This window comes from Myxococcales bacterium (genome assembly GCA_016699535.1).
Taxonomy (GTDB): Bacteria; Myxococcota_A; Polyangia; order Polyangiales.
This window is the reverse complement of record CP064980.1, coordinates 182,517-206,967: the sequence shown is the minus strand read 5'-3', so window position 1 is coordinate 206,967 and position 24,451 is coordinate 182,517. Positions and strand designations below refer to the sequence as shown.

The 24,451-nt window shown below is 50.0% G+C and carries 23 protein-coding genes, 1 tRNA gene and 3 pseudogenes; 13 read left to right on the top strand and 14 right to left on the bottom strand.

Going from position 1 to position 24,451, the window contains the following annotated elements:
* Positions 1-5 precede the first annotated feature (5 nt).
* Positions 6-434, bottom strand: a complete 429-nt coding sequence (locus tag IPJ88_01090) for a DUF2752 domain-containing protein (protein ID QQR90374.1) — start codon at positions 432-434, stop codon at positions 6-8.
* Between the two features lie 39 nt (positions 435-473).
* Here IPJ88_01090 and IPJ88_01085 point away from each other — a divergent pair, with 39 nt between their 5' ends.
* From IPJ88_01085 to IPJ88_01070, 4 genes are all read left to right on the top strand, one after another.
* Positions 474-1,073: a hypothetical protein gene (locus IPJ88_01085; GenBank protein QQR90373.1), complete on the top strand. Its 600-nt coding sequence runs from the start codon at positions 474-476 to the stop codon at positions 1,071-1,073.
* A 16-nt stretch (positions 1,074-1,089) separates the two neighbouring features.
* Complete coding sequence (locus IPJ88_01080) at positions 1,090-1,353, top strand: hypothetical protein (protein ID QQR90372.1); 264 nt, start codon at positions 1,090-1,092, stop codon at positions 1,351-1,353.
* A complete protein-coding gene (locus IPJ88_01075; protein QQR91932.1) occupies positions 1,338-2,303 on the top strand; it encodes an RluA family pseudouridine synthase in 966 nt (321 codons plus the stop codon). The genes IPJ88_01080 and IPJ88_01075 overlap by 16 nt, the downstream gene beginning before the upstream one ends.
* Before the next feature lie 131 nt (positions 2,304-2,434).
* Complete coding sequence (locus tag IPJ88_01070; GenBank protein QQR90371.1) at positions 2,435-3,769, top strand: hypothetical protein; 1,335 nt, start codon at positions 2,435-2,437, stop codon at positions 3,767-3,769.
* Between the two features lie 39 nt (positions 3,770-3,808).
* Here the strand turns inward: IPJ88_01070 and IPJ88_01065 are convergent.
* A pseudogene (locus IPJ88_01065) lies at positions 3,809-5,376 on the bottom strand (GNAT family N-acetyltransferase).
* Between the two features lie 108 nt (positions 5,377-5,484).
* On the opposite strand from IPJ88_01065, the gene IPJ88_01060 reads away from it, so the two are divergent.
* Positions 5,485-6,237, top strand: a complete 753-nt coding sequence (locus tag IPJ88_01060; protein ID QQR90370.1) for a hypothetical protein — start codon at positions 5,485-5,487, stop codon at positions 6,235-6,237.
* Positions 6,238-6,246: 9 nt separating this feature from the next.
* Complete coding sequence (locus IPJ88_01055; protein QQR90369.1) at positions 6,247-6,420, top strand: hypothetical protein; 174 nt, start codon at positions 6,247-6,249, stop codon at positions 6,418-6,420.
* A 20-nt stretch (positions 6,421-6,440) separates the two neighbouring features.
* Here the strand turns inward: IPJ88_01055 and IPJ88_01050 are convergent, their stop codons facing one another.
* Both IPJ88_01050 and IPJ88_01045 read right to left on the bottom strand, forming a co-directional pair.
* Entirely contained in the window at positions 6,441-6,725 is a 285-nt protein-coding gene (locus IPJ88_01050) for a hypothetical protein (GenBank protein QQR90368.1), read from the bottom strand.
* A 140-nt stretch (positions 6,726-6,865) separates the two neighbouring features.
* On the bottom strand, positions 6,866-8,158 hold the full coding sequence (locus tag IPJ88_01045; GenBank protein ID QQR90367.1) for a DUF222 domain-containing protein: 1,293 nt from the start codon (positions 8,156-8,158) through the stop codon (positions 6,866-6,868).
* Positions 8,159-8,416: 258 nt separating this feature from the next.
* Here IPJ88_01045 and IPJ88_01040 point away from each other — a divergent pair, with 258 nt between their 5' ends.
* The 3 genes from IPJ88_01040 to IPJ88_01030 all read left to right on the top strand — a co-directional run bounded on the left by IPJ88_01040 (position 8,417) and on the right by IPJ88_01030 (position 12,585).
* The gene (locus IPJ88_01040) at positions 8,417-10,036 is read left to right on the top strand and encodes a hypothetical protein (protein ID QQR90366.1); all 1,620 of its coding nucleotides are present in this window, start codon (positions 8,417-8,419) and stop codon (positions 10,034-10,036) included.
* A 58-nt stretch (positions 10,037-10,094) separates the two neighbouring features.
* Positions 10,095-11,465: a hypothetical protein gene (locus IPJ88_01035; GenBank protein QQR90365.1), complete on the top strand. Its 1,371-nt coding sequence runs from the start codon at positions 10,095-10,097 to the stop codon at positions 11,463-11,465.
* A gap of 361 nt (positions 11,466-11,826) precedes the next feature.
* Positions 11,827-12,585, top strand: a complete 759-nt coding sequence (locus tag IPJ88_01030) for a helix-turn-helix transcriptional regulator (protein ID QQR90364.1) — start codon at positions 11,827-11,829, stop codon at positions 12,583-12,585.
* A 228-nt stretch (positions 12,586-12,813) separates the two neighbouring features.
* Here the strand turns inward: IPJ88_01030 and IPJ88_01025 are convergent.
* Positions 12,814-13,013, bottom strand: a pseudogene (locus IPJ88_01025) (hypothetical protein).
* Between the two features lie 426 nt (positions 13,014-13,439).
* Between IPJ88_01025 and IPJ88_01020 the strand changes: the two are divergent.
* Positions 13,440-14,009 (top strand): Uma2 family endonuclease, encoded by a 570-nt coding sequence (locus IPJ88_01020; protein ID QQR91931.1) that lies wholly within the window; start codon positions 13,440-13,442, stop codon positions 14,007-14,009.
* A 143-nt stretch (positions 14,010-14,152) separates the two neighbouring features.
* Here the strand turns inward: IPJ88_01020 and IPJ88_01015 are convergent.
* Together IPJ88_01015 and IPJ88_01010 are read right to left on the bottom strand one after the other, a co-directional pair.
* Positions 14,153-14,225 (bottom strand) — tRNA-Phe (locus IPJ88_01015).
* Positions 14,191-14,850, bottom strand: a complete 660-nt coding sequence (locus IPJ88_01010; protein ID QQR90363.1) for a prepilin-type N-terminal cleavage/methylation domain-containing protein — start codon at positions 14,848-14,850, stop codon at positions 14,191-14,193. The genes IPJ88_01015 and IPJ88_01010 overlap by 35 nt, the downstream gene beginning before the upstream one ends.
* A gap of 381 nt (positions 14,851-15,231) precedes the next feature.
* Between IPJ88_01010 and IPJ88_01005 the strand changes: the two genes are divergently transcribed.
* Positions 15,232-15,522 carry a hypothetical protein gene (locus IPJ88_01005; GenBank protein QQR90362.1) on the top strand — a complete coding sequence of 97 codons (291 nt, stop codon included), beginning with the start codon at positions 15,232-15,234 and terminating at the stop codon, positions 15,520-15,522.
* A gap of 15 nt (positions 15,523-15,537) precedes the next feature.
* Here the strand turns inward: IPJ88_01005 and IPJ88_01000 are convergent, their stop codons facing one another.
* Complete coding sequence (locus IPJ88_01000) at positions 15,538-16,605, bottom strand: arginine N-succinyltransferase (GenBank protein QQR90361.1); 1,068 nt, start codon at positions 16,603-16,605, stop codon at positions 15,538-15,540.
* A gap of 27 nt (positions 16,606-16,632) precedes the next feature.
* Here IPJ88_01000 and IPJ88_00995 point away from each other — a divergent pair, with 27 nt between their 5' ends.
* Complete coding sequence (locus IPJ88_00995) at positions 16,633-17,259, top strand: dephospho-CoA kinase (GenBank protein QQR90360.1); 627 nt, start codon at positions 16,633-16,635, stop codon at positions 17,257-17,259.
* A complete protein-coding gene (locus IPJ88_00990) occupies positions 17,256-18,347 on the top strand; it encodes an SDR family oxidoreductase (protein ID QQR90359.1) in 1,092 nt (363 codons plus the stop codon). Before IPJ88_00995 ends, IPJ88_00990 begins: the two co-directional genes overlap by 4 nt.
* A gap of 5 nt (positions 18,348-18,352) precedes the next feature.
* On the opposite strand, the gene IPJ88_00985 is transcribed toward IPJ88_00990, so the two are convergent.
* From IPJ88_00985 to norR, 6 genes and pseudogenes are all read right to left on the bottom strand, one after another.
* Entirely contained in the window at positions 18,353-19,582 is a 1,230-nt protein-coding gene (locus tag IPJ88_00985) for an NnrS family protein (GenBank protein QQR90358.1), read from the bottom strand.
* A 3-nt stretch (positions 19,583-19,585) separates the two neighbouring features.
* On the bottom strand, positions 19,586-20,101 hold the full coding sequence (locus IPJ88_00980) for a CopD family protein (protein ID QQR90357.1): 516 nt from the start codon (positions 20,099-20,101) through the stop codon (positions 19,586-19,588).
* A 580-nt stretch (positions 20,102-20,681) separates the two neighbouring features.
* Positions 20,682-21,302: a redoxin domain-containing protein gene (locus tag IPJ88_00975; protein ID QQR90356.1), complete on the bottom strand. Its 621-nt coding sequence runs from the start codon at positions 21,300-21,302 to the stop codon at positions 20,682-20,684.
* Between the two features lie 28 nt (positions 21,303-21,330).
* A complete protein-coding gene (locus tag IPJ88_00970; GenBank protein QQR90355.1) occupies positions 21,331-22,167 on the bottom strand; it encodes a hypothetical protein in 837 nt (278 codons plus the stop codon).
* A gap of 86 nt (positions 22,168-22,253) precedes the next feature.
* Positions 22,254-22,649, bottom strand: coding sequence for a FixH family protein (locus IPJ88_00965; protein ID QQR90354.1), 396 nt, complete (start codon positions 22,647-22,649; stop codon positions 22,254-22,256).
* An 80-nt stretch (positions 22,650-22,729) separates the two neighbouring features.
* Positions 22,730-24,288, bottom strand: a pseudogene (gene norR, locus IPJ88_00960) (nitric oxide reductase transcriptional regulator NorR).
* Positions 24,289-24,451 lie beyond the last annotated feature (163 nt).

The following is a 24,451-nucleotide window of genomic DNA, read 5'->3' as shown; positions in this document are numbered from 1 at the left end:
GTTGCTCACTGCAATCGCAGGCCCCAGCTTAAAAGGCCGATCCCGAGCAAAGTCAGAATGAGTTTATTGGTATGCAGCTTCTCAAGCGTTGCCAGGATGGGTAGAGCTCGAAGCAACCCGACTGCGGCAACCGGCACACTTAAAACGAGCGTTGCCAAGAGGAAGAATCCCCATGGATTGGCATGCCAGGCCTCGATCCATTGTAAGTGAAGCAGGTGAGCAAAACTCGTGGTTAGGCCGCAGCTGGGGCAAGGCATACCGCTCCAAATCAAGAATCCACAAGGAGGAAGTCCGAGTTGAAGATGAGAGCCGTAACCCAATGGCGAAGGATGAAGCATGCGAGCAATCACAAGAATTGCTGTAGTGCAAAGTAGCCAGCTTCCCCACACGACTCTCCTTAGAGTGCAGTTTTGCAGATTGAGCGCAATTTTCATGCTATCATGAGAAGGTAAAGACTTTTGTTAGGTTCAGCCGTGCAAAAACCAGCAGCTAAAGTGTCCATGAGCGCGAATGTCTCACCATTATTAGGCTACAATACCAATGCTCGGCATCGGGGCAAAGTCTATCATATCCAAACCGAAGATTCAGGGGTCAAGCGGCCGCATGTGATCACCCATCTTTTCGCCGACGGTGGCCGTATTATAGCGTCCGTCAAAACCAGTTACGCCGAACACGTGGGCACCGAAGGCTATCGGGACGTTGTTAAAAAACTCATGCAAGAGCAGCATAAGGCGATGTTTGTTTCGTTGCGCGACGGACAGTACGATGAGCAGTTGGGCCTAGCGCCTGCGGCCAGTGCCTCGCTTACCCCGCGATCGGCTTCAAAGGCAGTCGAAAAGCGTCCTGCTCAGCCTCTCCCTGAAAAGGGCGAATGGCACGAGGATACTGGAGCTTTTGCCGAAAAACTCATTGGCCGCTATCAAGGTAGCCGTTCGGTCCGTCAATCATCGATGCCAGAGCGGCCACGATCGATATCCTCTATGTTTCATGACAAGGCTCGCCTCGGAGAAAAGTCGCTCGATGAGGTGATTTTAGGGTATCTTGCTGAAGAGTGGGATGAAGACGATTTATGAATCATAAGGTGAAAGCATGGCGCTAATCGAAACAGAAGAAGCAGCACGACGGCTGGCACGAGCCATTGCCAGTGACTTATCTTTGTACAATGAAGACAAAGTGGTCGAAGGGGTTCAAAACGACAACCTCTTTGATGTGCTCCAAGAAGAAATCGAAGAGGGTCGGGCGCTTTTCAAAAGCCGCGTGACACAAGAACTCTACGAGCGTAATTTCTACAATCGTGCCCTGATTGATGTGTTGGTACGCGCCAAGGGTCACGTCAAATCCCCCATGTGGTGACACAAGAGAACGACGAGCTTATCGAGCTCAGTATTCTTGAAAGCGAAGAAAAAGAGCGCATCGACAAAGTGCTTGCGGCTCGCGATCTCGGCTTTTCGCGTTCGGTGCTCAAGCGTTGGATTGAAGAAGGGCGAGTACGTGTTGATGGTGATGTTGTTGCTGCCAAGCGCAAGGTGCTCACTGGTCAAAGTGTTGAGATTGTTCCTGCTCCACCGCCCAAAACAAACTTAGAGCCACAAGACATCCCGCTAGAGATTCTTTACGAAGACGATGCCTTGCTTGTGCTCAACAAGCCTGCAGGTTTGGTGGTGCATCCGGCGCCCGGACATCCCGATGGTACATTGGTAAACGCTCTTCTTTATCATTGGCAGCATGATCGCGGTATGCAAGGTATTCGACCTGGCATTGTGCACCGTCTTGATAAAGACACCAGTGGTGTGATGGTCGTGGCCAAATCAGTAAAAGTACATGAAGCTTTGGTCGAGTTGTTTTCAAAGCACGACATTGGCCGTGAGTATCTGGCGATTGTCGTTGGCAATCATCCTTTAAATCGACGCATTGAAAGTTTGCATGGAAGGCATCCAGTAGACCGCAAACGTTTTAGTTCCAAAGTCGAACAAGGCCGCCGAGCGGTAACGACGATTGAAACTCTAGAGCGTTTTAGTGGTGCAGCGCTTATCCAATGTCAGCTTGAAACAGGCCGCACTCATCAAATCAGGGTGCACTGCGCCGATCAGGGTTTCCCGGTTCTTGGCGACATCCTCTATGCAAAAAAACCAAAAGATCCGCGTCTTGTACAAGCCTACGATGCCGTGGCGCATCAGGCGCTTCATGCAAGACATCTGTCCTTTGTGCACCCAACAACGAAAGAAAAACTCAGTTTTCGTTCAGAGCCTCCGGTGGAATTCGAGGCGGCATTGAAGATATTGCAATCGGAAAAAACCTCCTAAGGCGTCCGTGTGCGAAGGTCATGGTTGGCAGGTTTTTTGTAAAAAAAATGACAGGTTTGTCATGTTTTATGCTTTTTTAATGACATGTCTGTCTTCTTTGCGACCATCGCTTTCCCATGACATAGTTCACGATGTTTTTAAGTCTTTCTTGGAAAAAACAGAGTCGGATTGCCGCGCACATCAGCTTTTTGTTGGTTTCGATGGCATGTGGCTCCGAGCTCAATGAACTTGATACGCAGCCTAATGCGATCGAGCAGTCCGCCGCTTCAGATCTTAGACATGTTGTGCTCATTGACTGGCCATTGGATCGTGATTGGGGTGACATCTTTGGGCCCAATCAACGAAAGCTTCTTGGCATAGTCATCGGTCCGCACACCATCTTAAGTTCAGCGCGTGGCCTAAGCCGTTGGACCGATCAAGAAGATCCATTAAGTATTGATTCCGATAAACTGGTTCGTTTTTTTCGTGGGACGCAACGTCCCAGCGCCGAAGGTTCCACGCATGCAGAGGCAGAGACTTTGGCCCAAGTTGCGGTACGTGACCTAAAGATTTACCGTCACTTTACCTTTGATGAATGGAATTCAGAACTCATCGTTCCACGCTCTAAGAGCGGAAACTATCAAGCAATCTTTGATCTAGCCGTGATTCAACTGCCTTCGAATATCGAGCTTCCGTTTAATCCTGACCTTTACGTGATCAATCAACCGGCATCGATTGCGCCGCCTGTAAAGGTTGCGAGCCGGGCTCAGCTTGTGGATGGCTTTTGGGGTGAAGAATTGAGCTTGCTCGATACGCTTGTTTCCAAAGAAGTCTTACTGAATGCCTCGGATCGATGGTTCTATAAAACCCTAGCTCATGAGGAGGAGGCAGGTAGTGGAGGATGGAATCATTCCGAGGACTATGGCGCGGCGCTCTATCGCCAAGACCCACAAGGCCAGACAGTATTGTATGGACTCTTTTCCTGGGGCTATCAACCGAGCTACGATGAACAAGAGCAAGTATTGATGGCTTCCGCTGGCAGCTTTTATACGCGCTTTGATCATGCTTTTCGTTGGATCTACGCGATGCGCTATTGTAGCGAAGGGCATTGGTGTGGGCTTAACTCGCGCCAGTACAAGCAAGGCAGTACGGATGTTGAAACGGTAGACAATCGTTTTAACGATGCAATGTTTGCTAAGAACGATGCGAATCGGCCAAGCCTAGCGTCGCTATCGGATGATCATGGTGCTTTGCCCCTACCGGTAGCCTGCGGTGATCTTTTGTTTGAAGAGGCGGGCCCTCATTGGAGCGATGCAAGCGTTGGCTGGACCGATCACTTCTATTGCTACAATGAGGGGCATTCTCCGGATACCTGGGGAGCCGAGTGGATTGATCTTGGTGCGACTTTTCTTTCTCGGCCGGACGGCTACGCTGAAAGCTGCAAAGCGTGCCTAGTGCATACTGGGTGCTTGCCGGGCGAATGTTAGCAAGCTTCCTTGGAAAGGAAATTACATTTGGGCCAAGCCTCAATCAACCGGGATGATTTTAACGGGGTAGTTGGGCGCGAGGTTGTAAAGATCGGGGCGCCGGTCGCGTAAAGGTCGGACGCTGCCCAGGTGACGTTGTTGGGAAAGCACCTCGAAATCCACTTCACCAATGGCTGCCGATTCGATGTTGGGCTGAACCTCGGCAATCGTTCCGTCCATGGGAAAGCCAACATCGCTGGGTGACAAAATAGCGGCCTGTCCATAGTTCAAAAGGTAGTTACGGCTCGGTAAGTTGCCGACGTTGCCAGCAAGCACGACGTAAACATAGTTCTCGACAGCGCGTGCCTGGGCCGCATAACGCACCCGTAAATAGGCTTTGCGATCGTCGGTGCTGTAGGGCACAAAAATAGTTTCTGCACCTGCCAGTGTGTAGATGCGCGAAAGTTCCGGGAACTCGATATCGTAGCACACTTGAATGGCAAAGCGTCCCCAGGATGCTTCAAAAACGTTGAGGCCTTCACCCGCCTGGATTTCCCAGCTCTCTGTTTCAGAAGGCGTAATGTGAAGCTTGTCTTGGGTGAATACCTTGCCGGATGGTGTGCAAAGATGGCAGACGTTGTAAATTTTACCATCGCGTTCAACAGGGGTTGAACCGCCCACAATGTAAATGCCTTTTTCTTTGGCCATGCTAGCAAGCTTGTTTCGAAAGCGCTCGGCTTTGCTCACGATCTCTTTGATGGCTTTGTGATGATCGTTGCTGGGTAGCGTGCAAAGATAGTGAAAGGTGACAAACTCAGGGAATACCAAGACGTGTGCATGGTATTCATCAACGACTTCGCCCCAAAAATCCAAGTTCTCTTCGAACTCTTCCCAGCTACGAATGCGACCTAAGAAATATTGCACAGCGCAAATGCGGATGCGTCGTACAGGTCGCTCCAGTGCTGCTGCTGCGATTTTCCTGCGCTTTGGATCGAAATCGTTGTTTTCAAGTTCAAGCAAAGTGGACCAATCCATGCTGGAGGGGTCCTTGAAAAATTAAAAAGCACGCGCTTGACTTCATAGCCGGCACGCAAGTGCATGTTTAAAGCCGGATCACTGATCTCTGCTTTTTGCACGCCCTCGACATATTGCTCGGCACTCATTTTGCCAGCGTATTGATGGTAGCCCGGGATACGCCCGTAGGCGACGAGGCGTTTGAGGTTGTAGCGTTTCAGCAGTTTGCGTCTGCCTGTGTAAAGCAACTTGGAAAGACGCTTGCCTCGGTAGTCTGGATGCACGGCAATGTCTGCCCCGTAGAGACTATCGCCTGAGGGGTCGTGCGTGCTGAAGGTAAGCGCTCCTGTGATTTCACTGTAGCGGTAGGTGTAACTTTGATCGAGTTGCACAATCAGCGAGGTCGAATAGGCAACGATCTTTCCTTCGTATTCGATGAGCAACTGCCCTTCTGGAAAGGCTTCCATTTTGAGCCGGAACAAACGCTCGTTTTCGAGCTGATGCTCAGGAAAGTCACGGTAGGCTGCGCGATGGACTTCTAAAATCGCCGGAATGTCCTGTAATTCCCAACGGCGTACCTTTGCTTTGGAGCTTTTTGATTTTTTTTCAGTCATGGAAAGAAACACCGTGCAAAAAACAGCTGCATTTGTAAAGGCTTGCTCGCTGATCAGAACACATCCAACACGAAGCAAAGTGGTGTAGAGTGCTAAAGTGGCATTTGTATGAATACGAAAACTAAGAATGAAGCGATCGTAACAAGCGCTGAAGACGCCGGTGGTACGCTGGCGGCGTGGCTTCGTTCGCAGAAAATTGTGCAGACTTGGAAGCAAGCGCGTGAATGCGTTGAACGAGGACGCGTTGAGGTGGACGGACGTTTATGCACCAATCCAGACTATCGTTTGAGTGCAGATCAAAGCATCGTTGTGCACGCTTCTGCCAGAATACCTCGGCGCGGCACTCTCGCCAAAGAGTCTATTCTCTATGTGGATCGTGATGTTGTCGTAGTGCACAAAGCGCCTCATGTTCTGACCGTCCCTTATGAGAAAACAGATCGGGATACCTTGGTGGATCAGACGCGCGTTGCGCTGCGCAAGCTTTCATCCAAACAAGAGCGGGGCTACGATCCCATGCTCGGTGTGGTGCAACGTCTTGACAAAGAGACCAGTGGGATTTTGGTTTTTGCGCGCACGCTTAGTGCAAAGCGACATTTGCAGCAACAGTTTAGGGTGCATAGCGTGGTGCGGCGTTACTACGCATGGGTGCAAGGTACGCCAAAGAAAGAACGCATTGAATCTTGGATTTTGCCAAACCGAGGTGATGGTCTGCGTGGATCGCACGGACACTTTAGGCGCGCCCGCGGAGGGCCTCCTGAAGGCGCGCGCCGAGCGCTTACTATCGTTGAAGAAGCTACACCGCATGGTCCAGTATCGCTTGTGCGTATACGGCTTGAGACTGGTAGACAGCACCAAATTTAATTCATCTAAGTGAACGTGGCCATCCTCTTGTTGGTGAGCGCGTTTTACATCCGCGACTACGTCGGTGAGCTTATCCCAGCTTCACGCGTAATGCTCCACGCCTACGAACTCGAGTTCGAACACCCCAAAACCGGCCGCCGCATGAACTTCCAAGATCCCGCGCCCTTTACCTTAAGCGTATAGTCGTCCCCTGCTCCGGAGCTCTACTTAACTTTGCTTTTGCATGTAAGCGACTTGCCCTTGATTAAGCATTCTTGATTGTTGGTGATCGTGTGGCTGCCAACCCCAACCACCTTGAGTGTGCAGGTATCGCCACTATAGATGGTGGTTTTCATCCTCGGCTTGATGCGTTCGCTGGCACTGTTTTCGCCACAGGTAATCGTGTAACGATACACTTTTTCATCTTGATTGGTGAGCGTGTTTTCCGCAAATGCCGTGCTGGAAATCATCAACAGTAACGCAAACAACACCCAATTGAATTTTCTCATTTATCATCTCCCCTTTCAGAACAATACAAACAGTATGCCATAGAACGGACCTTGTGCGAGTACATGGTCAATGGCTTGATGATGAGTGTCTAAAGTTGGCGTTCGGTTCCGTTACTTCCTGGTCTTTATCAAAATTGGTCTCAAACACTCTGCGCTGCAGCACAATAATCGGGACGATGTTGATAATTTTCGGGAACCAGGCTTTCAGCATGTTCAGGCACTGCTTGTGCTTTTACCAGCGTGAGGCGTTCCCGCGGGAACACGAGTGTCGCTAAAAGAGCCTTGCCTTCAGGCGCATAAAAACTCCAGCCGCTTTGGTGTTTGCGCAGGCTAAAGCCGTCTTCATGCACAGCGCGATGATGTTTCGTGCAAAGCAATATCAAGTTATCAAGCTTGGTCTCGCCCCCATGCGCCCAATGTTTGATGTGATGCGCATGCAAAAACTTGGTGTGCGTGCATCCAGGAAAACGGCAGCCTTGGTCGCGCAACCTTAGCGCCCGAGAGATGGCCGGGGGAATCGTTCGGGTCTTTCGCCCAATATCAAGCACATGGCCGCGCTCATCTTCTTTGACCGCTACCAATGAGCTATCGCAACACAAACGCCGAAAGGTCTCTGGAGCAAGCCGTGAACCATCCTCAAGTTGGGCATTCCAACCATTGTCCTCGGCCAGCACATCCTGTTTCAAGTGCACATAAAGCTGCGTTTGCTCGGCCGCAGGCCGTGCAGCAGCCCCGTGCGTCAGAAAACTCTCGGCAATCATAAGCAGCGCATCGCTTTTATCAGTAGAGGGGGCCGGAGAGGGCGTCTCCGCGGAGATTTCTTGCGAGCGCTCTTCAGACCTTCCCGCGGAAACGTCACTTCCGGTTTCTTTCGCCTCACTTTGCGCTGCTTGCAGCGCCTTGAGCAGCACCAGCGTTTCGTCTTTAGGTAGCTGCACCTCAAAACGCACCATGCCCTCTTCGGTTTCCCAATGTCGCAGGTAACGCTCCATCTTGCCTTGCTCTGTGGCCTCTTCAAGGTTTTGTAATTTGCGATACTGCCGGCAAATCTTCTCAAGCTGCGATGCGCTGCTATCAAGCGCAAGCGCCACAAGCCGCGCTTCGTTTGCAGGAGTTGCCACCCGCGTAATCGCTCTTACCTTGGAGTAGCTCAGCTTGCCCTCACGCATCTGCGCATCAACCCTTGGGAGCTCTGCCAGCGCATGCGCCACTCGCACATGCTCACGCGCCGCACCCAAACTCATGCCGATGCGCCAACTCAGCCAATGCGCACAACTTAAAGCCCCTTGTCTGCGCGGCCCACCGCCCTCATCAAAAGCCCGAATCAGCAAGAGCAGCCGATGCGTCGCAAGCGAAATCTGGGCTGCCAAAAGCCCAATCTCCTCGCCAATTTCATCAATATCTTCAACCATTTTTGTCGCGGAACTGTGCATGCGATCAGTATACCCAAAGCATCCTAAGAACCAAGCCCAGACGAGGGTTTTTCTGGGTTTTTTTATTGAAATGCTCGCGCTGCGCCAGCACGCGCTTGCTCCCAAGAAAAATAATTTTCTCCACGCAACTTCCGCTACCAATGACCGATAACCAAAGAGGATGTGCGAGCTGTGGGTTCCTGCATGCGACTTTTCACAACAGAATACGAATGATCTGCTTTTTTTACATGGTGCTTATTGTGCCTTTACATTCTATTTGTGGAAGGTTCTGAAACCGAAGAACAAGTCAAAAACTGTTCAGCGTTCTTGCGCCATTTCGAATTTGACACGGATAAATGGGAAAAATACCTAGAGTGGCCTCCAGATGTTTTTGCAATCACATCAATCTTCCTCGAGGACACAGGTTACTATCGACTCATAATCTCCCCGCCCAAGGGTAAGAAGTGGGACAAGAGCGGAAGTTGGAATAAAAAAGTCAAAGAGACGTTGTCGGATCCATGGCGCGAATGCTTCAAAGATAAGAAAAATCGCGAAAATCCAGTTTGGAAGAAATGGCCAGAGGCTAAACGAGAACTTCTAAAGCATTGGCAAGCGGTGCGAGAACTATTTACACTTCCAGAATCTGAGCTTAGAGGAGAGAGGCTGGCACAACATTGGGACAAATTTGTAGCGCTGTTTACGATTCATGCAGCCGCGGATGCATGCTGCGTAGGATTTGGCGTGCTTGAGGACGAAGACCGGCGAGTTAGGCGCGATGATAGAATAATGCTAGGGGAGCAGCAGTCACTGAGCAGATTCCCTGCAGAGTTATTACGCGTTCTGCCAAAGATACGAACACCGCAAAGTGGGATTACGATTCGTTCGTTATCGCAACACCTACATGTTGATCGCAGCGAGCTCACGCCCTCATGGAACATCATAGAAGACTTTACCTGGTTTGACCGCGAATTGCCGGTCAAAGAACAGCTAAATTTACTGCTTGTACCATGGCCTTTAAAGGTGAGTCCCAATGACTTCAGGATTACAAAGTGTAATCTCGGCAATCTCGATGCCCAACGTTTCGGAACCTTCAAATTTGAGCCAACAGAAAGTTTTGACAAGAAACAACTCAGCGCAATCATTAAAAAGGCACAAATGCATGCCGAAGTGCACGCAGTCGTGTTGCCAGAACTCGCGGTGACCGAGGATGGATTTAATGCTCTAAAGGAAACTGCAAAGCAAGCCGATGTTCCCGTTGTGATTGCCGGAATGCGGAACAAGAAAGTAAATTGTGTGCGTTTGGCAGAGACTGGCCGCGACGGGAAAACTTTTGAACAATGTAAACATCACCGCTGGCGCATGGATGAAGCACAAATCAAACAATATGATTTAGGTTTTGCACTAGACCCTAGGAAATACTGGTGGGAAGACATCGAAATAAAGCATCGCACTCTTCAGTTTGTGGTTGCCAATGAATGGCTGACTATCTGTCCTTTGATTTGTGAAGACTTGGCTCGCACTGATCCGGTAGCTCGCGTCATTCGAGGTGTGGGTCCGAGCCTAGTAATCGCGCTCCTTCAGGACGGTCCTCAGCTAAAACATCGTTGGTCCGCACGCTACGCAACCGTACTAGCGGAAGATCCCGGCTCGTCTGTGCTGACGCTTACGTCATTGGGAATGGCTCTGCGTAGCCGACCAGATGGCAAAGCACCATCACGAACGATAGGCCTTTGGAAGGATCGTCATGGCGCACAGGAACTACCTCTGGATGAAGACGCAGAAGCGTTACTCGTCAACCTAACTAACTATTGGCAAGAAGAATGGTCCGCCGATGGAAGATATGACAAGCGGACGGCTGCGGAAATCATGTTGACAGGACAAGAGCAAATAAAAATTTAGCTGAAAATTGCTGAAAAGGCGTTTTCAATCGTTACTATTGCCAGCGGGGTGTGGGACGATGAAGAAACGGTCGAATCTAATATCAGAAAATAGCGAAGAGGAGCTAAAGCGAATTCTTAGAAAGGTTATTCGGAGGATTCGTGTTTGTTTTGCTAGTGATCTCAAAAACGACCAAGTGCCGCTTAGCCCGTACACAGTTTTCGAATCCGAAAAACAAGGGTTACGCTACCACCAACAAAAACGGCCTGCCCGTTGGCGTTGGGCGTATGATTCCTTGTTGGAGGCTGACCCGTGCTGGAAAAAAGATCTCGATGATTTTGTGGTTCAGATGAGGCGCAACTCTTCGGTAAGAAATGAAATAAAGTCGGCCGATGAGGATCATGTAAAGAGAGCGCTGGCTTATGCTTGTATTCGTCTGCACGCTGATGGAAGTGAGATCGAAATTGGTAAGTTAACCGAGGCGTTCCGAAGTTTCTTTATAGACGGGCAAGAAACGCATCGTTTGTACATTCCGGTTCGGGGTGTAGAGATGCACCAAGAGAAACTACGAGGCAGACTTGGGCCATGGAGGCTAATTCGGCCGACCGAAAGCCAAAGAGTGCAGATTGCAAATGCATTTACGCAGGAATCTCCATTTGATAATTATCAAAGTACCGCCTGGCAGTCGTTGCTATGGTTTCAGAAAGATCTTTACCTTAAGTCCACCAACATGGCAGTTGCAGGTGTACACCGGGATACGGATCAGACTATTCCAATGCTTCGTGTGTTGTTCGGCGCCAATACGGTTTTTGTCGGGCCCGTAACTGAGGTGGTAGGGCTAAGTTGGACGGCCTGTGCAATGGGCGGAATCGATATCTCGAGTGGAAGGATGCAAATCTTTGGATCGTCAGATAGGTCGAAAAGTTTTTTGACCACTAATGAGTATCTACGTCCAGCCAGTGATTTGTTTTCGTCCTACCAAAAGCATGAAAGCACGCAGCTTCAAAGAGCTGTGAAACGCCTTCAGACTGCCTGTTCTCGAAAAGATGCTGGGGATTGGCTTTCTGATCTTTGTACAGCGCTAGACACGCTCTTTTTGGAAAAGAATGAGCAGGGCAGTGCCAAGGTGAAGCGTCGCGCGAGCCGTCTTTTGGACCGTGGTGAAAAAGCTAAATCAGTCGAAGGGCAATTTCGCCAATTGTATAAATTGAGGAATGAAAAAGTTCATGAGGACGTGGATCACGGAGCTGACGTCCGCGCCCAATTGCGCGAGTTTTCCGAGCTTGTTCGAAGGAGCATTGCTGCGTTTATCAACCTCTCCCGAGTAAAGAAAATCGATAACGAAAACATAGAAATTATCGAGCTTGCCCTGTTGGGGGATTTAACATGTGAGAAATTGCTCGACCGCGTTCAAAAACAGGCCGTCGTGAGGGAACGGCCCAACTTGTGAGCGTGCTAGGTCGTTGTTTATTAGTAACTTCGACAGGGCGAAATCGTGATTTCAATATTTTAATGTCAAATAGGGTTGACCGATAAGGTGGTCAGGGTAGTGCCCTTTCGAAGTTAAACAAGGAACTGTTACGGTTACGGTTTCGGGCACTGTTCCTGAAACAGAAACAGGTACGGAAACTGTTACTGTGACCGTCGCGGAATCACAAGCAATGGTGGATGCGCTGGGAGTCGAACCCAGGTTCAAGGGAAGAGGCGTGTGGATTGGTCTAAATATATTGTATTTATTGTATAATTTGTATGTAATATTGAAAAATATATAAATGTATTGAAAAACCAATAAAACGGGCTATGCTTAGGATATGGAACACATCACCGACCATATTGCAGTCAGCGTTCGTCGCTTGCGCAGTGCGCGGGGTTGGACGCAAGCTGAACTTGCTTCGCGGCTTGATTTGTCGCAGTCGCGCTTGAGCCAGATAGAACGGGGGGATGGTTCGTTTTCAGCTGAGCAGTTTTTGACGATTCTTAGGCTCTTCAATCTTTCCCTCCGTGATTTTGGGATCGAGCCGCAGGCGGATCCTTCATTGAAGCTACAAAATGCGCTAGCCCGTTTCGGCGCAACTCATTTGCAGGAAAGCCAAGCGGTCCTACCGGCAGAATATGCTGATCTTAGTGAGCTCATTCGAGATGCACTGCTCAGCGGCAATCCCAGGTACATCACAGCTCTTGCTCCTGTGTTGATTCATAATCTCGATAAACTTCACCTTCAAAAGCCGGAGGCCGAGCTTGCAGAGCTTGGACTACAAAGGCGTTTCCCTTGGTTGGTAGAAAACATCCTCGCCGGCATCGAATGTGAGCTGGCCCGTCTGCCATCTCGCCCTGTGACGCAACGTTACCAAAGAGCTCAATTGGTCTTGGGCTCATACCTTGATGTCGCAAAAAACAGGTTGTGCATAGATGAACAACTTGTGCCTGACATCCTTGATTCTGAAATCCGTTCACAGAAAACACTCCAGCGTGTGAAAGAAGCGAGCTCAGCTATCTCGAAACGTTGGGGCATTATCACCAAACTGCAAGTTCAAGACTTTACCGAAGCGTTGCGGGCAACACATGAATAGGATCCACGCGTTCTTCAAAGAAATCGATGCGGCATGGAAGCTGCCGCAGAGCACGACGATTCCTTAACCTTCACCAAATCGAACGCGATATTTTCGATGTAAGCGAAACTCCTCGCCAAGCTTCCTGATTTCTGAATACTCTTTTGGTTTAATCGTTGTGCGAAAAGCTTTGCTACGGCCATCGATGACGATAATGCCTGGACGGTCAAGACCGTTGTTGGCTTGGCCGCGTTCCAGAATGCAAAAAAGGCGGTAGTGCCTACGTCCAGGGCCGTCTGCCCGGATTTCATAGAAACCTTGCATTTCGTCATGCATTGCCTCCCATTTTCCCCCGCCGCCGAACATGGGCGGAGGCGCAACAGCGACTGCTTTGAATCATCCACTTCGTGACGCCGGCAAAAGTGTATGTCCCATGGGGTTGCTTTCATGCTTGCTTTGGCCCGAATCACAAATCAAATACTTGATTGTTTGTAACCATCTCGAAAGATAAAAGCCAAGTGTGTTTGGATAAAAAAATACAGTGCTTTGCTTGAGTTTAGCCGCGCTAAAAAGACCGAAGGTTGTACGTTGGTCACGTGATAGATTGCTTTGCGTAGTTCTAAGCAAGTTCAGAGCAGGCTCGTGAAGTTCTCTTTCATGCGTACAAACACCTTGCGCGATACAGCGACGCAAAAATGCTCATCGCTATTTTTCTAACCTCCCTCAAGGTGCCAACGACATTTTTGTTTAGTGCATCTTTGGAAAGTCGTGGGGCTTTAGCAACTCTTGGGGCGGTCGGTCGATAAGGGCGGTCGGGCAGTTCAAGGACAACCGCCTGCTGGCCAAGCGCAAGGAGCTGCACTATGCTAAAATCAATGTCGTCTGTTCCACCTAAAAAAGCCACTTACGCGGAGCTTGTGGCGTTACCGGAGCATCTGATTGGCGAAATCCTGGAAGGTGAGCTCATCACAAGTCCGCGGCCTACTGCGCCGCATGCCACCGCAACTTCCGTGTTGGGCATGGACATCGGCGCTCCTTTTCAGCGCGGGCGCGGCGGGCCCGGTGGCTGGTGGATCATCGATGAACCCGAGCTTCATTTTGCAGACGATGTGCTCGTGCCGGATTTGGCGGGCTGGCGCAAAGAGCGCATGCCACAGGTGCCAAACCAAGCCTGGTTTGAGCTTGCGCCGGACTGGATCTGCGAAGTGGTTTCACCTTCGACGGCTCGCATTGATCGCATACGAAAGATGCCCATCTATGCGCGGCAGGGCGTCGCTTTTGCGTGGCTTCTCGATCCTTTGCAGCGCACTCTCGAGGTCTACGGTTTGCGTGATCAGCAGTGGGTTGTCATCGGCAGCCATGAGGGCAACGCGGTGGTGCGCGCTGAGCCCTTTGATGCCATCGAACTTGAACTTGCGGCGCTTTGGATCGACGCGGGCGAGTAGCGCGCTTTCGAAGTCGAAGAGGGAGCTATGACGGTGTCAGTGGCTGGGTCCGTGACCGAGGCATATTTTGTATCCGCGATACGATGATTGGAAAGCTAGAAAGGGGCAACGCAGCGATGCGGCTAAGTCGATGAAAATCTTTGTGCCCAGGGACAGAATCGAACTGCCGACACGAGGATTTTCAATCCTCTGCTCTACCGACTGAGCTACCTGGGCACGGGCCATTTAGGCCAGCGAGGGCGAAGACCATCATGGTCTTTGGGTGGCTGTCAAGTCGTAAGTGCGCAAAGGTTATTCCTCTTGGTTTTGAGTGTAAAAACCTTGCGCATGATAGAGCCTCGTTGCGGGCGTCGCTGCCAACGGCAAGCTCAAAAATACTGTTGACATCGTCGCCGTCGAGATCGCCCTGGGCTTGGAAGGTGTAGATGTTTGTATTATCGGCTGTGTTTGCGCAGCCTCCTCCGGCAGAAATAATGCGGTAGCCGAAGTAGATCGCATCACTTACCGAAAAATTCACCGCAGCCCACTCTTCACCGGCTGCTTGAAAATCAACGAACTGCTTGTCGGTGCCAGGATTGGAGGGTAGCAAAGCAGCGCTCGCCACCGTGCACCCGCCATTGGTTGTTGCCGTAATACCGCTTTCCGTACGCTCCTGGCTGTAATACGAAGTCGCTCCCTTGTAGAGCATATCGAGGTTACTGGTGGCTTCGGATGTTTTGGACTGCCGCACATAGCCGATAAATGCGGGGATTGCTAAGCCCGCAAGAACGCCTAGAATGGCGACGACAATCATAAGCTCGATCAACGTAAAGCCGTCTTTGTTTTTACACTTACTAAGCATTCAATCCATTACCCATAGTTTTCCAAACCCGCTTCCCAGGCTATTTAGTATCCAAAAAACGTGCCAATACTCTTGCTTCGCAATGACTGAGTTTTTTGACTTTAGATACAAAAATTTGAATAATTAGCAGTCAATTTTCGTCACAAGCATGACGTAATTTGTTAGTGTAACTGTATTTTTATGCTGACGACAGGAGACTTTATGAGGAAATGGCATCGATGGGCATACCTTGGCTTGGCGGGCATCACTTTAGGGCTAGTAATGCCCATGAGTCCTAGCAATCCAATGGGAATAGAGCATGCAAGGGCTCAGGATAAAACCACGCTTTCAAATAAAAAACGTGACTGCGGAAAAAACAAGGATTGTCCGTTAGAAGCTTGGATGGATAAAAATGTTAAATCCGCTGTGGAAGCTGAAGATCTAAAACGACTTGCGGTGCTTCTCGATGAGATTGCCAAGCTTCCTGATTTGTATGCTTTTCCAAAAGAATGGGACGAGGGAGCCAATGGCTGGTCTGCGATTGCTAAAAAGGGAGCAGAGGCTGCTCGCGCAGGGAAATTTTCCGAAGCAAGACAAAGTTGCAAAGGTTGCCATAAACCTTATCGTAAGAAGTTTGAACAAAGCGATTTTCGAATCAAACCACTGCCAAAAGGCTGGGGAAAAACGAAATGAAATATGCTCCAGGCGCTAAGACAGGCTTAGCGGCAAGGCCCAAAGACGGTCTCCTTCGGTGAGCGCTAGGCGTTCAAGAATCGAATCATCAACGAAGCATTTGTTGTGTCGTTCATCAAAACTGCACCACGCTGGAATACAAACAAAAAACGGTGCTTGACTGCTTTGATGGGCAAGAAGTACATGCGTATCATGTTTCTTTTTGCCTAAGCATGCTTGCCACTCAAGGCTTCTTTTAACGAGCAAAATGTCTTTGGTTGAGGCGATGAAGTCCGGGCCGCCGTCAAAAGGATCGACTCGGTTAGCATATTCAAACCCAATACTGCGCAACAATGTTTCGACACCTCGTGTGTTGGGGCTTACCTGTCCAATGACGTCCTGGGCCTCTTGAGAAAGAAGTGTGGTGTAGATGCTTTGCCGAGGAAATAAGCTTCGAATAAATTCTTTGTTTCCTTTTGAAAGTCTATCGGCCTCACGGTAAGTCATGTTCGTAAAGCGCCGGCCTACAGCTTCCCAAAGGTAACTCGAGCCGTCTTCCTTAAGAGGCGGCATGAGCTCTGCTAAGATCTGATCCTGAACAAGTGCACGATTCATGGCTATCCAAAGAAAGCGAACATAGGAAATCAACATCCCAACCTTGTGCTCACTCTTTCGGTAATCCGGGTGTACGACGAGTCCACCAATTTCTGTTGGACCATTGTACGAATAACGGACAGTCAATACTTGGTGCACAAAGTGTTTGTCTAAGGTATCGCTGTAGCGCTCTTCGCGATGAATATCGAAGTACACATAGGGCGCTTCTCTGCGGCCAAGTTGAGCAATAATCATGGAAGTGCCCACAATGCTTTGTTCTTCTTCATCGTGGATAGCGAACACATATTTGCGAGCCGTTGGATCCTTAATCTTTCCAGAAAAAGAGTCCAATGATAGATCCAAAAGCTTTTTGATGGGTTTCGGATCGTTCGGAAGGTTTGCAGAATCCAAGAACTGACTGAGTTTTAGCAATTCGTTGTAGTCTTCAGGAAGCCCTGCACGTATGGTAAAACGCGGTGTCATGGTATTGAGCCCTTTGGGATCATGCATGCGTAACTTAGCTCGAAGCGAGAGGCAATGGCAGCAGAACGAGTTGTTGGACTTACAGGAGGAATTGCAACGGGAAAATCCGTGGTGGCTGGTTTTTTCAATGAGCTGGGCGTGCCGAGTGTCGATGCCGATCAAATTGCCAGAGAAATTGTAATGCCAGGAAGCCAAACGCTTGGAGAAATTGTTGAAGTTTTTGGTGATGCTTTTCTGTTGAAAGACGGTAGCCTTGATCGAAAAAAACTCGGGGATTTCGTTTTTTCATCGCCGAAGCATCGCAACCTTCTCAATTCGATTACCCATCCTCGAATCGCCAAACGTAGTCAGGAAAAAATTGCGATGTTAAGGAAGAGTAATCCTGCTTATGTGATTTACAATGCTGCACTTTTAATCGAAAACAACCTTCAAAATCAATTTGATGCGTTGGTTATCGTAAGCGCAAGCCGGTTGAGGCAAATTGAGCGCATTAAATCTCGTGATAATCTTTCTGAAAACGAAATAATCTTACGTCTCGATGCTCAAATGCCAAATGAGAAAAAACTTTCTTTTGCGGACTTCATCATCGACAACGATGGTGATTTACAGTCGACGAAAGAGCAGACCCTCAAAGTGCATGACAATCTTGTTTCTCGTTTCGCCAAGGACTCTGCCCTATGAAAAATGATAACGATGATTCCGTCACTTTTGTGACAGGCTATCCGGAGCACTTGCTCGCACGTAAAGTATTGCGGCAGTTGCTTCTTGATGAGCAACAGAGGGTAGCGTGTTTGGTCGAGGAAAGATTTTTAGAGCAGGCAAAATCCGATCTTTCCAAGATAGGTACCGGAGCTGATCGTGTGGAAATTATCCTTGGAGATCCTGTCGCTATGGATTTTTCTCTTTCCGGCGCAGCTTACCTGAGTCTCGCGAGGCGAACACGAGTGTTGCACCATTGCGCGAATTGCTCATACCTGGGTGCCTCCCGACGGGATGCAAAGTTGGGTACCTTAACGGCTGCCCGTGAGATGCTGGAATTTGCCGAAGCTGCTCCGCAATTAATGCGTTGTGTCTATTGGTCAACAGCTCTCGTTTCAGGTCAAAGACTCGGTGTGATTCGCGAAGATGAACTTGAAGACGATGCGGGTTTTCGGAACCCGATCGAGGAAATGCATTTTCGCGCTGAGCGCTTGATGCACAACGCGATGCACGAGCTTCCTATCGTGGTGTTGCGACCGACCATCCTGACCTGTGATTCAACGACAGGGGAAATGGACCTTAACCAGGGCTTCCTTCTTTTAGTGCGTTTGCTGCTCAATGCACCTGCGGAGTTTCGAATACCGCTCCCAGCGTTGGGCGATACAACCTTGGATTTGGTCCCCGTTGATTATGCGGCGAAGGCTGGATGCTTCATTGCCAAACAGGATATGGCTATTGGTAAAGCATTTCATCTTTGTGACCCAAATGCGCTTCCTGCAACGGAAGTGTTTGCTTTGCTCTCGGAGGCGACAGGCCACCGAATCGCAACAGAGAGTTTTGCCGGTGATTTACTGGGAGCCCTGTTGAAGTTTCCCGGCATGCAAAGACTTGCACCGGTGCCGCGTTCGTTTTTGCAGCAAGCTTTGACCGAGGTTAAATACGATTCGCGTCGCGCCGATAGCTTGCTCGAAGCTAGCGGAATGCACTGTCCCTCGTTTCGTGACTATGTGATGCAGTTAGTCGACTTTGTAAAACAGCACCGAAATAGCGAAAAAGTAGCCAGCAACTAGTGCTCTTATCCGGCTCGATTGTCGATGCGTCGGCTCGTAAGTGGCTTGAGTGCCGAAAAGAAATACGCAGCATAAGCAACACAAAATAGTGTGCCCGATACCATCCAAGTTGTGGCTAAGTGGTTAGCCGGAAGTAGGGCTGCCGCTAATCGAGCAGCTGCAGCCGCGTTTATCGCAACAAATCCTGCGACCAAAAGCCGTGAGGCTTGAATCGCCCGTCCCGTGTGCCCCTGGGTTACCCGTGCCATCATGCCGAGCGTCATGGTGCCGATAACACCAATACTGAGGGCATGCAGTGCGAGGGTGTGACTGAGCGTTGGTATGAAGAAGGCTGCTGCCATCGTCAGATGTCCCACGCCGATCCAAGCATAGCCTGCATGAAGCACGGCAAGCATCGGAATACGCATCGCTGCTCTGCTTCCCCAAGTGCGCATACGTAACAATTGCAAGACACCCGAGACACAAGCCACGGAACTAAGCGTCCAAACAAGCGTTTTGTTTTGAAACACAGTGGCTAGCGTCGCTATTGCTGCGACTAACACTGCAGCGATGATCGCGGCATGGTCTACGTTAATCACATTGTGTATACTTTGTTGTCCCGTGCGATTACGAGTGAAAAGTGGCACGATTCGACCGCCGATCACTACGTTGAGTACAATAATAAGATGCAATGCTCCGTGAATGGCTGGTGTGGCGGCATTGTTGATAAAACCCAGTGCATCAAGATGGGCGCATGCCGAGGCGACTGTAAATAGTACCAGCACGACAACAATACCGAAGTTGCGTCTACTTCCAGCTCGCACGATGACATGTCCCACCGCAAGGGCTAGCCACAGTTGAAAGCCCACAACGCTCAAAGCAATCAATTTTCCGGGCAGAGGAAACAGTCCCGCCATAGCGATTCGTCCAAACAGCCAAAGTAAAACGAGCATAAGAAGAGAATAACCGTGCATGGTGTTTAACTGCGTCCAGTTGCGAGCGGCGGTGAGCAAAAAACCTGCGATAACGGCCATCGTAAAACCGAAGATCATTTCGTGTGCATGCCATAGTGTAAAAGGCATGTAGCCTGCACTCGGAGCAGTTCCTGAGCTTAGCGCGTGCAGCCACATCAAGATGGTCACACATGCGAAAAGGGCAGCGCACAGAAAAAAGGGTCGAAATCCCATAGCGAGCCAAGCTGGTGACTGAGCGATGGTTTTTTCACTGTTTCTATCGTGTGGCAAGATTGTACTCATGGTTTACCACGACCAGCCACGCACCAACATGATGGCCAAAAAAATTATGAGGAGGGACAGCAGCCCATTTGCACGTCCCACAAGGCCTGTCCAACGTCTAAGCCGCTGTGCGTTGGTAGAATCCGGTTGCGATCGAAGTGCTGTAGTGGCCTGTGGACCAAGAACGAAATCGTGCAGACCGCTGAAGGCAACGACTAAAACATACATGAACAGCTTCAACGCTAGCACCTTGCCAAAGGTGCCGTGCCAAAACGAGGAGGAGAACAAATGAGCCCATTCGATACCTCGAAACCACAGAATTACGGAGCCACTCAACAAAAGCGTAAACAAACTAATCCAACCCACAACACGAAAGCGATGACCTACCACTTTGATCAAATGCATGCGTTCGGTGATCGAGACTTCCCGACGAAGGGCCGGTAGCAAGGCCAGGACAAAGAACCATAGTCCTCCCACCCACAAACAAGCCGCCAAGATGTGGATCCAAAGAGTAAGCGCATAAAATGATGGAAGCTGCATTAGTCGATTCTTTTTTATAAAAACGCGGTTAATAAGAGGTTTAAAATACGACGGCAATGCTAAATGAACAATGGGGTTCTTAGCAGGACGAGTTTTATTAGTTCAGTTAATTCGGATTGGGGCTGTAGATGGTCCAAATTCCAAGCAACATCTTTGCACTACTGCGCGTTTACGGTCATCGTATGTTGGTGATTTTTTTGTATACAGGCCTGTTTGGTGCAAACACTGAGGTGAACTTCAATCCGTAGTCTGCTAGGCCCGCGTTCTTGAGGTGTGACCGCAAACGATGCCCAAAGCCTGTTTTCGCTAGTGCGTAAAGTTTTGCCAGGATGGATGTTCTGTAGGGTAGGGCTGCAGTCTAAGCATGCAGCGGATTTCTATCCGTACGGGATAATCTTCGGTGAGATGATAGGGTTTTCGTGGTGTGATCTGAATTTCAAAAGCAGAAGTTTTCTTCGCCCGTACTATTGCCGTCTTTCTAACTTGAAAGACGTATTCTGTGCGATTGTGCACGCTAGCTTTTGCCTGTCCGACAGCTGCTATCGCAACGAGATTGAGCAACACCGAATAGAGGAAGTTTCTATTGGTTTGGTTCATGTCCATAAGTGCATTTCTTTTTCACAGAATGACAAGTGTTTTTTTCGAGTAATGAACGGGTGATGATGCAGCCGTAGACAGGAGTGCGGTTCTGCGTGCTTTCCTTGGCCTCTCCAAGCATGGCATCAAGCGTGAGCTGGACGTAGGGTATGCGGTCCGTTTCACCGGGGCTTCGTTCATTATCCATCCAGCCTATAAATCGAACTTTTCCGGAACGCTCAAGTATAACCACAGTCGGTGTGCTGCGAACGCCGAGTAAAGTTGCAAGCTTTGCGTGTGAATCGATGATAAGAGGCAGATGAAAACCGCGTTCCTTGAGCGTTTTCTTTATGGAAAGAGAATCGTCGTCAGCGTTGCTTGCAACGGCCAAAATGGCAATGCGATTCTCTGGATAGGATCTGCGTAAGGCAGTCATGCGCTCCTCATAACGCGCCACGCAAGGACATTGAGTGGCCCACCATATTAACACGGTGGCTTCATGATTTTTTATAATATCGCCCAGCTTAGCTGCTCCTCCATCAAGATTTCTTAACGCAACCACCTCAGGCGGCGGTGGCGACAGTGCAACATGGCTGATCCCTGCAGCAGAAGCACAGCCGCTCATCGTGAGATACAATAATAACCCTGTGAGTTTAGAAATACCCATAACGCATGCCAAGATTAGTAACCACTCGGCCAGGTTGATTATCGCCCAGACCGTCTACAAAAAAACCTGTACTCACCGATGATTGAAGTGTCCAGTGTGGACTTAAGCGCCAGGACAGCGTTGTTCCCGCACTGACATCAGTGCGTGCTGAATTGGCAATCGTTTGTCCGTCGAGTTGATAGTCGGCTTCCCATGACATGCGTGCAAATAGACTAACGACTACACCCTGTGTCACTTCAACTCCACCCATAGCGCCACACTGTACTCCAGGACCAAACCATTGGTAGACTTCGAGATCATCGCGTTTGAAAGGCAGAGGGAGCGAGGCTCCTATGTTTAACCTGGCAAACCACGGAAGAACTGTTTTCTCAAGACTGGTGCCCAACGTGAGTACCCAGGCTCCGCGGCCCGTGGTATCCGCTCCCAGGGACTCATCGGCCGATTGAACGGGCGTGCCGACGGGAGCCGAAACCCCTGCAATGAGGGCCACCGCGGGTAATTCGTCGTACTCCCCCACCTCAAGCAGTTCGTAGCGAACGCCGGCTTGAATATCACCCGCTCCAACGCCCAATCCTTCTAACTGCGGACTTTCGCGGTGACCCACCACAAAAGGAATTTGCAAATAGCTCGATAGGCGGCGATGCAAAGCAAATAGTCCCCAAAGTTCGGTACGCCACTCCTGCTCGCTGTAACTATTGCCATAGCGTCGCCACTGACCCTCCGCGTCCCAATATCCTAAACTCACGGCAACAGAGGTATTGATGCCGACTGCGAATTCTTCCCAGATGAGAAGACGGCCTACGCCCTGGGTCGTGGCTGACATGCAACACGCTGCGGCGCTTGCTTTGCTCACCGAAAAAACTACTACCATCAAGAGCATCCCGGTGAGGCCTAGCCATCGATACAAACTCACTGGGCTTCGTAGTTAAAATGCTGCATACCGTGCTTTTCGCCAGCTGTAGCATGCACTGTAACCTCCCATGTTCCCGGCATGGTGAATGTTACAGGGTAAGCCTCGTATGTCCCTTCACCTATTTCGGTAACGAGTGGTGTTTCATTGGAACCATGACCGTGTGCAGGCATCTGAGGATCGACTTCAATACTTGCTTCGAGCACTGGCGTACTCGAAAGATCCGTGACGGAAAGAGTCATCGTGTGTCGACCGACGATAGGAGGATCAGGATCGATACTTGCGCTGATGATAAAGTCTCCAGCTTCCGAGTCGTCTTCATCCGAGCATGCCGTGATGGCCATGGGGCCAAGGACGAAAAACATCAGTGCGATATAAATAGTTCTCTTTGTCATACTGATCGGTCGTGTATCACAAGCTAAGTCGTTTTGGATGCGGTAAATTGACGCAGTCCCAGCCCCGGCACCCCTATTCCTTAAGACTGTGACTTAATTGCCAGGCGCACGGCTAGGTGGTGCAGGTTGCTTCGATGCATGCCAAGCGCACGTGCCGCGGCCGACCAGTTGTCTTCGCTTTGAGCAAGAGTACGTTCGATCACTGTTCGCTGAAATTCACGTGTTGCTTCCTTGAGGTTCAAGCTTATCGGAGTTAGTTCGGCCTTGGCGGCGATGATCTCCTCGGTCGATTGAAATGAAGTGTTGAAGTCAGGTCCGAGATGCGAGCAGCGGATGATCACCGGCTCCCCGCGTCGGATGTTAGCTGCTGCTTTGAGTGTGGCTCGCGAAAGGAGATTTTGCAGCTCGCGAACATTACCGGGCCAGGGATAGTGTTTGAGGGCTACTACGGCTTCCGGATCGAGTCGGACAGGTCCGAAGCCCAAACGCCGCCTCATCACGTCGCAAAAGTATCCCGCTAAGAGTGGTATGTCGCTGCTGCGCTCGCGAAGCGGAGGAACCCGAAGAGGATAAACATTCAGACGATGGAACAAGTCGGCCCGGAATTTATTGCTTGCTACCTCGCGTTCCAAGTCGCGATTGGTTGCAGTGATGAGACGCACATCGGCTTTGATGAGTTTGTCTGAACCGATGCGCTGGATCTCTCCTTCCTGAATAGCGCGCAATAATTTGGGCTGCACAGAAAGAGGGAGTTCTCCAATTTCATCAAGGAAAAGTGTCCCAGCCTGGGCTACCTCGAACTTTCCCGCTCGGTCGGCCGATGCCCCGGTGAAAGCTCCTTTAACATGACCGAACAATTCGCTGTCGGCCAAAGTCTCCGGCAATGCCGCGCAGTTGACATAGAGCATGGCTTCAGCGTGACGCAACGAGGCATTGTGCACCGCGCGGGCAACAAGTTCTTTACCAACTCCTGTTTCGCCAGTAATGAGAACAGTAAAATCAGAGCGTGCCACAAGATCGATGTCCTTACGCAAGCGTTGCATCACTGCCGCGGTTCCAATCATGTCGTTGCCTTGCCGCAGGTCCATATCACGCATCAGGTCACGAGCAATGAGCCCTTGTCGCTTGGCGTTGTGTTCAAGCGCTTCGATAAGATGTGTAGTTCTTAGTTCCGCAGCAGCCAGAGCTCCCACTGTGGCAAGAAAACTGGAGTCGATGTCATCAAAAGCGTGTGGCTGTGCAGCATCGGCTGTCAGAGCGCCAATCAACTCATCGCCAACGCGAAGCGGACAGCCAAGACACGCATGGATGCGTGTGAACTCCCCATGATCATCAGCAAGCAAACCATCGTAAGGATCCGGAAGCGGACTGTCGCTCGTAAAAATAACAGGCTGCTTAGAGCGGCAGATGATCTCAAGTCGAGGATGCTCTTTTAGCGCAAAACGCCTTCCCATTGTGTCGGCCGATAGTCCTTCAGAGGCCATGGAAACAGAGCACCGCCTTCAAATTTCAAAAGAGCAGCGGCATCATATGGAATCACCCTGCGCAGTGCTCTAAGTAGACGATGATAACGTTCCTCGGAGGACAGCGCCGCAGTTAAATCTGAAGCAATGGAGACAAGAACATTAAGCTGGCTCATGTTGCGATATATACAACCATGTTGTGAAAATCACAACGGCAGATGGCGTTGTCAAAAATACAACATGTCTGACAACGCACTATTTTAGCGAACTTTTAAGTTTGGCATATCTCTTGCTTTGTGCAGGCCAAAGATCGCAAGTTGACACACATTGGAGAGTCCT

Coding starts and splice junctions, on each gene's coding strand:
- IPJ88_01090 (QQR90374.1), bottom strand. CDS start 434: ATGAAAATTGCGCTCAATCTGCAAAACTGCACTCTAAGGAGAGTCGTG.
- IPJ88_01080 (QQR90372.1), top strand. CDS start 1,090: ATGGCGCTAATCGAAACAGAAGAAGCAGCACGACGGCTGGCACGAGCC.
- IPJ88_01070 (QQR90371.1), top strand. CDS start 2,435: ATGTTTTTAAGTCTTTCTTGGAAAAAACAGAGTCGGATTGCCGCGCAC.
- IPJ88_01060 (QQR90370.1), top strand. CDS start 5,485: ATGAATACGAAAACTAAGAATGAAGCGATCGTAACAAGCGCTGAAGAC.
- IPJ88_01050 (QQR90368.1), bottom strand. CDS start 6,725: ATGAGAAAATTCAATTGGGTGTTGTTTGCGTTACTGTTGATGATTTCC.
- IPJ88_01045 (QQR90367.1), bottom strand. CDS start 8,158: ATGCACAGTTCCGCGACAAAAATGGTTGAAGATATTGATGAAATTGGC.
- IPJ88_01035 (QQR90365.1), top strand. CDS start 10,095: ATGAAGAAACGGTCGAATCTAATATCAGAAAATAGCGAAGAGGAGCTA.
- IPJ88_01030 (QQR90364.1), top strand. CDS start 11,827: ATGGAACACATCACCGACCATATTGCAGTCAGCGTTCGTCGCTTGCGC.
- IPJ88_01020 (QQR91931.1), top strand. CDS start 13,440: ATGTCGTCTGTTCCACCTAAAAAAGCCACTTACGCGGAGCTTGTGGCG.
- IPJ88_01010 (QQR90363.1), bottom strand. CDS start 14,850: ATGCTTAGTAAGTGTAAAAACAAAGACGGCTTTACGTTGATCGAGCTT.
- IPJ88_01005 (QQR90362.1), top strand. CDS start 15,232: ATGGATAAAAATGTTAAATCCGCTGTGGAAGCTGAAGATCTAAAACGA.
- IPJ88_01000 (QQR90361.1), bottom strand. CDS start 16,605: ATGCATGATCCCAAAGGGCTCAATACCATGACACCGCGTTTTACCATA.
- IPJ88_00995 (QQR90360.1), top strand. CDS start 16,633: ATGGCAGCAGAACGAGTTGTTGGACTTACAGGAGGAATTGCAACGGGA.
- IPJ88_00990 (QQR90359.1), top strand. CDS start 17,256: ATGAAAAATGATAACGATGATTCCGTCACTTTTGTGACAGGCTATCCG.
- IPJ88_00985 (QQR90358.1), bottom strand. CDS start 19,582: ATGAGTACAATCTTGCCACACGATAGAAACAGTGAAAAAACCATCGCT.
- IPJ88_00980 (QQR90357.1), bottom strand. CDS start 20,101: ATGCAGCTTCCATCATTTTATGCGCTTACTCTTTGGATCCACATCTTG.
- IPJ88_00975 (QQR90356.1), bottom strand. CDS start 21,302: ATGAGCGGCTGTGCTTCTGCTGCAGGGATCAGCCATGTTGCACTGTCG.
- IPJ88_00970 (QQR90355.1), bottom strand. CDS start 22,167: ATGTCAGCCACGACCCAGGGCGTAGGCCGTCTTCTCATCTGGGAAGAA.
- IPJ88_00965 (QQR90354.1), bottom strand. CDS start 22,649: ATGACAAAGAGAACTATTTATATCGCACTGATGTTTTTCGTCCTTGGC.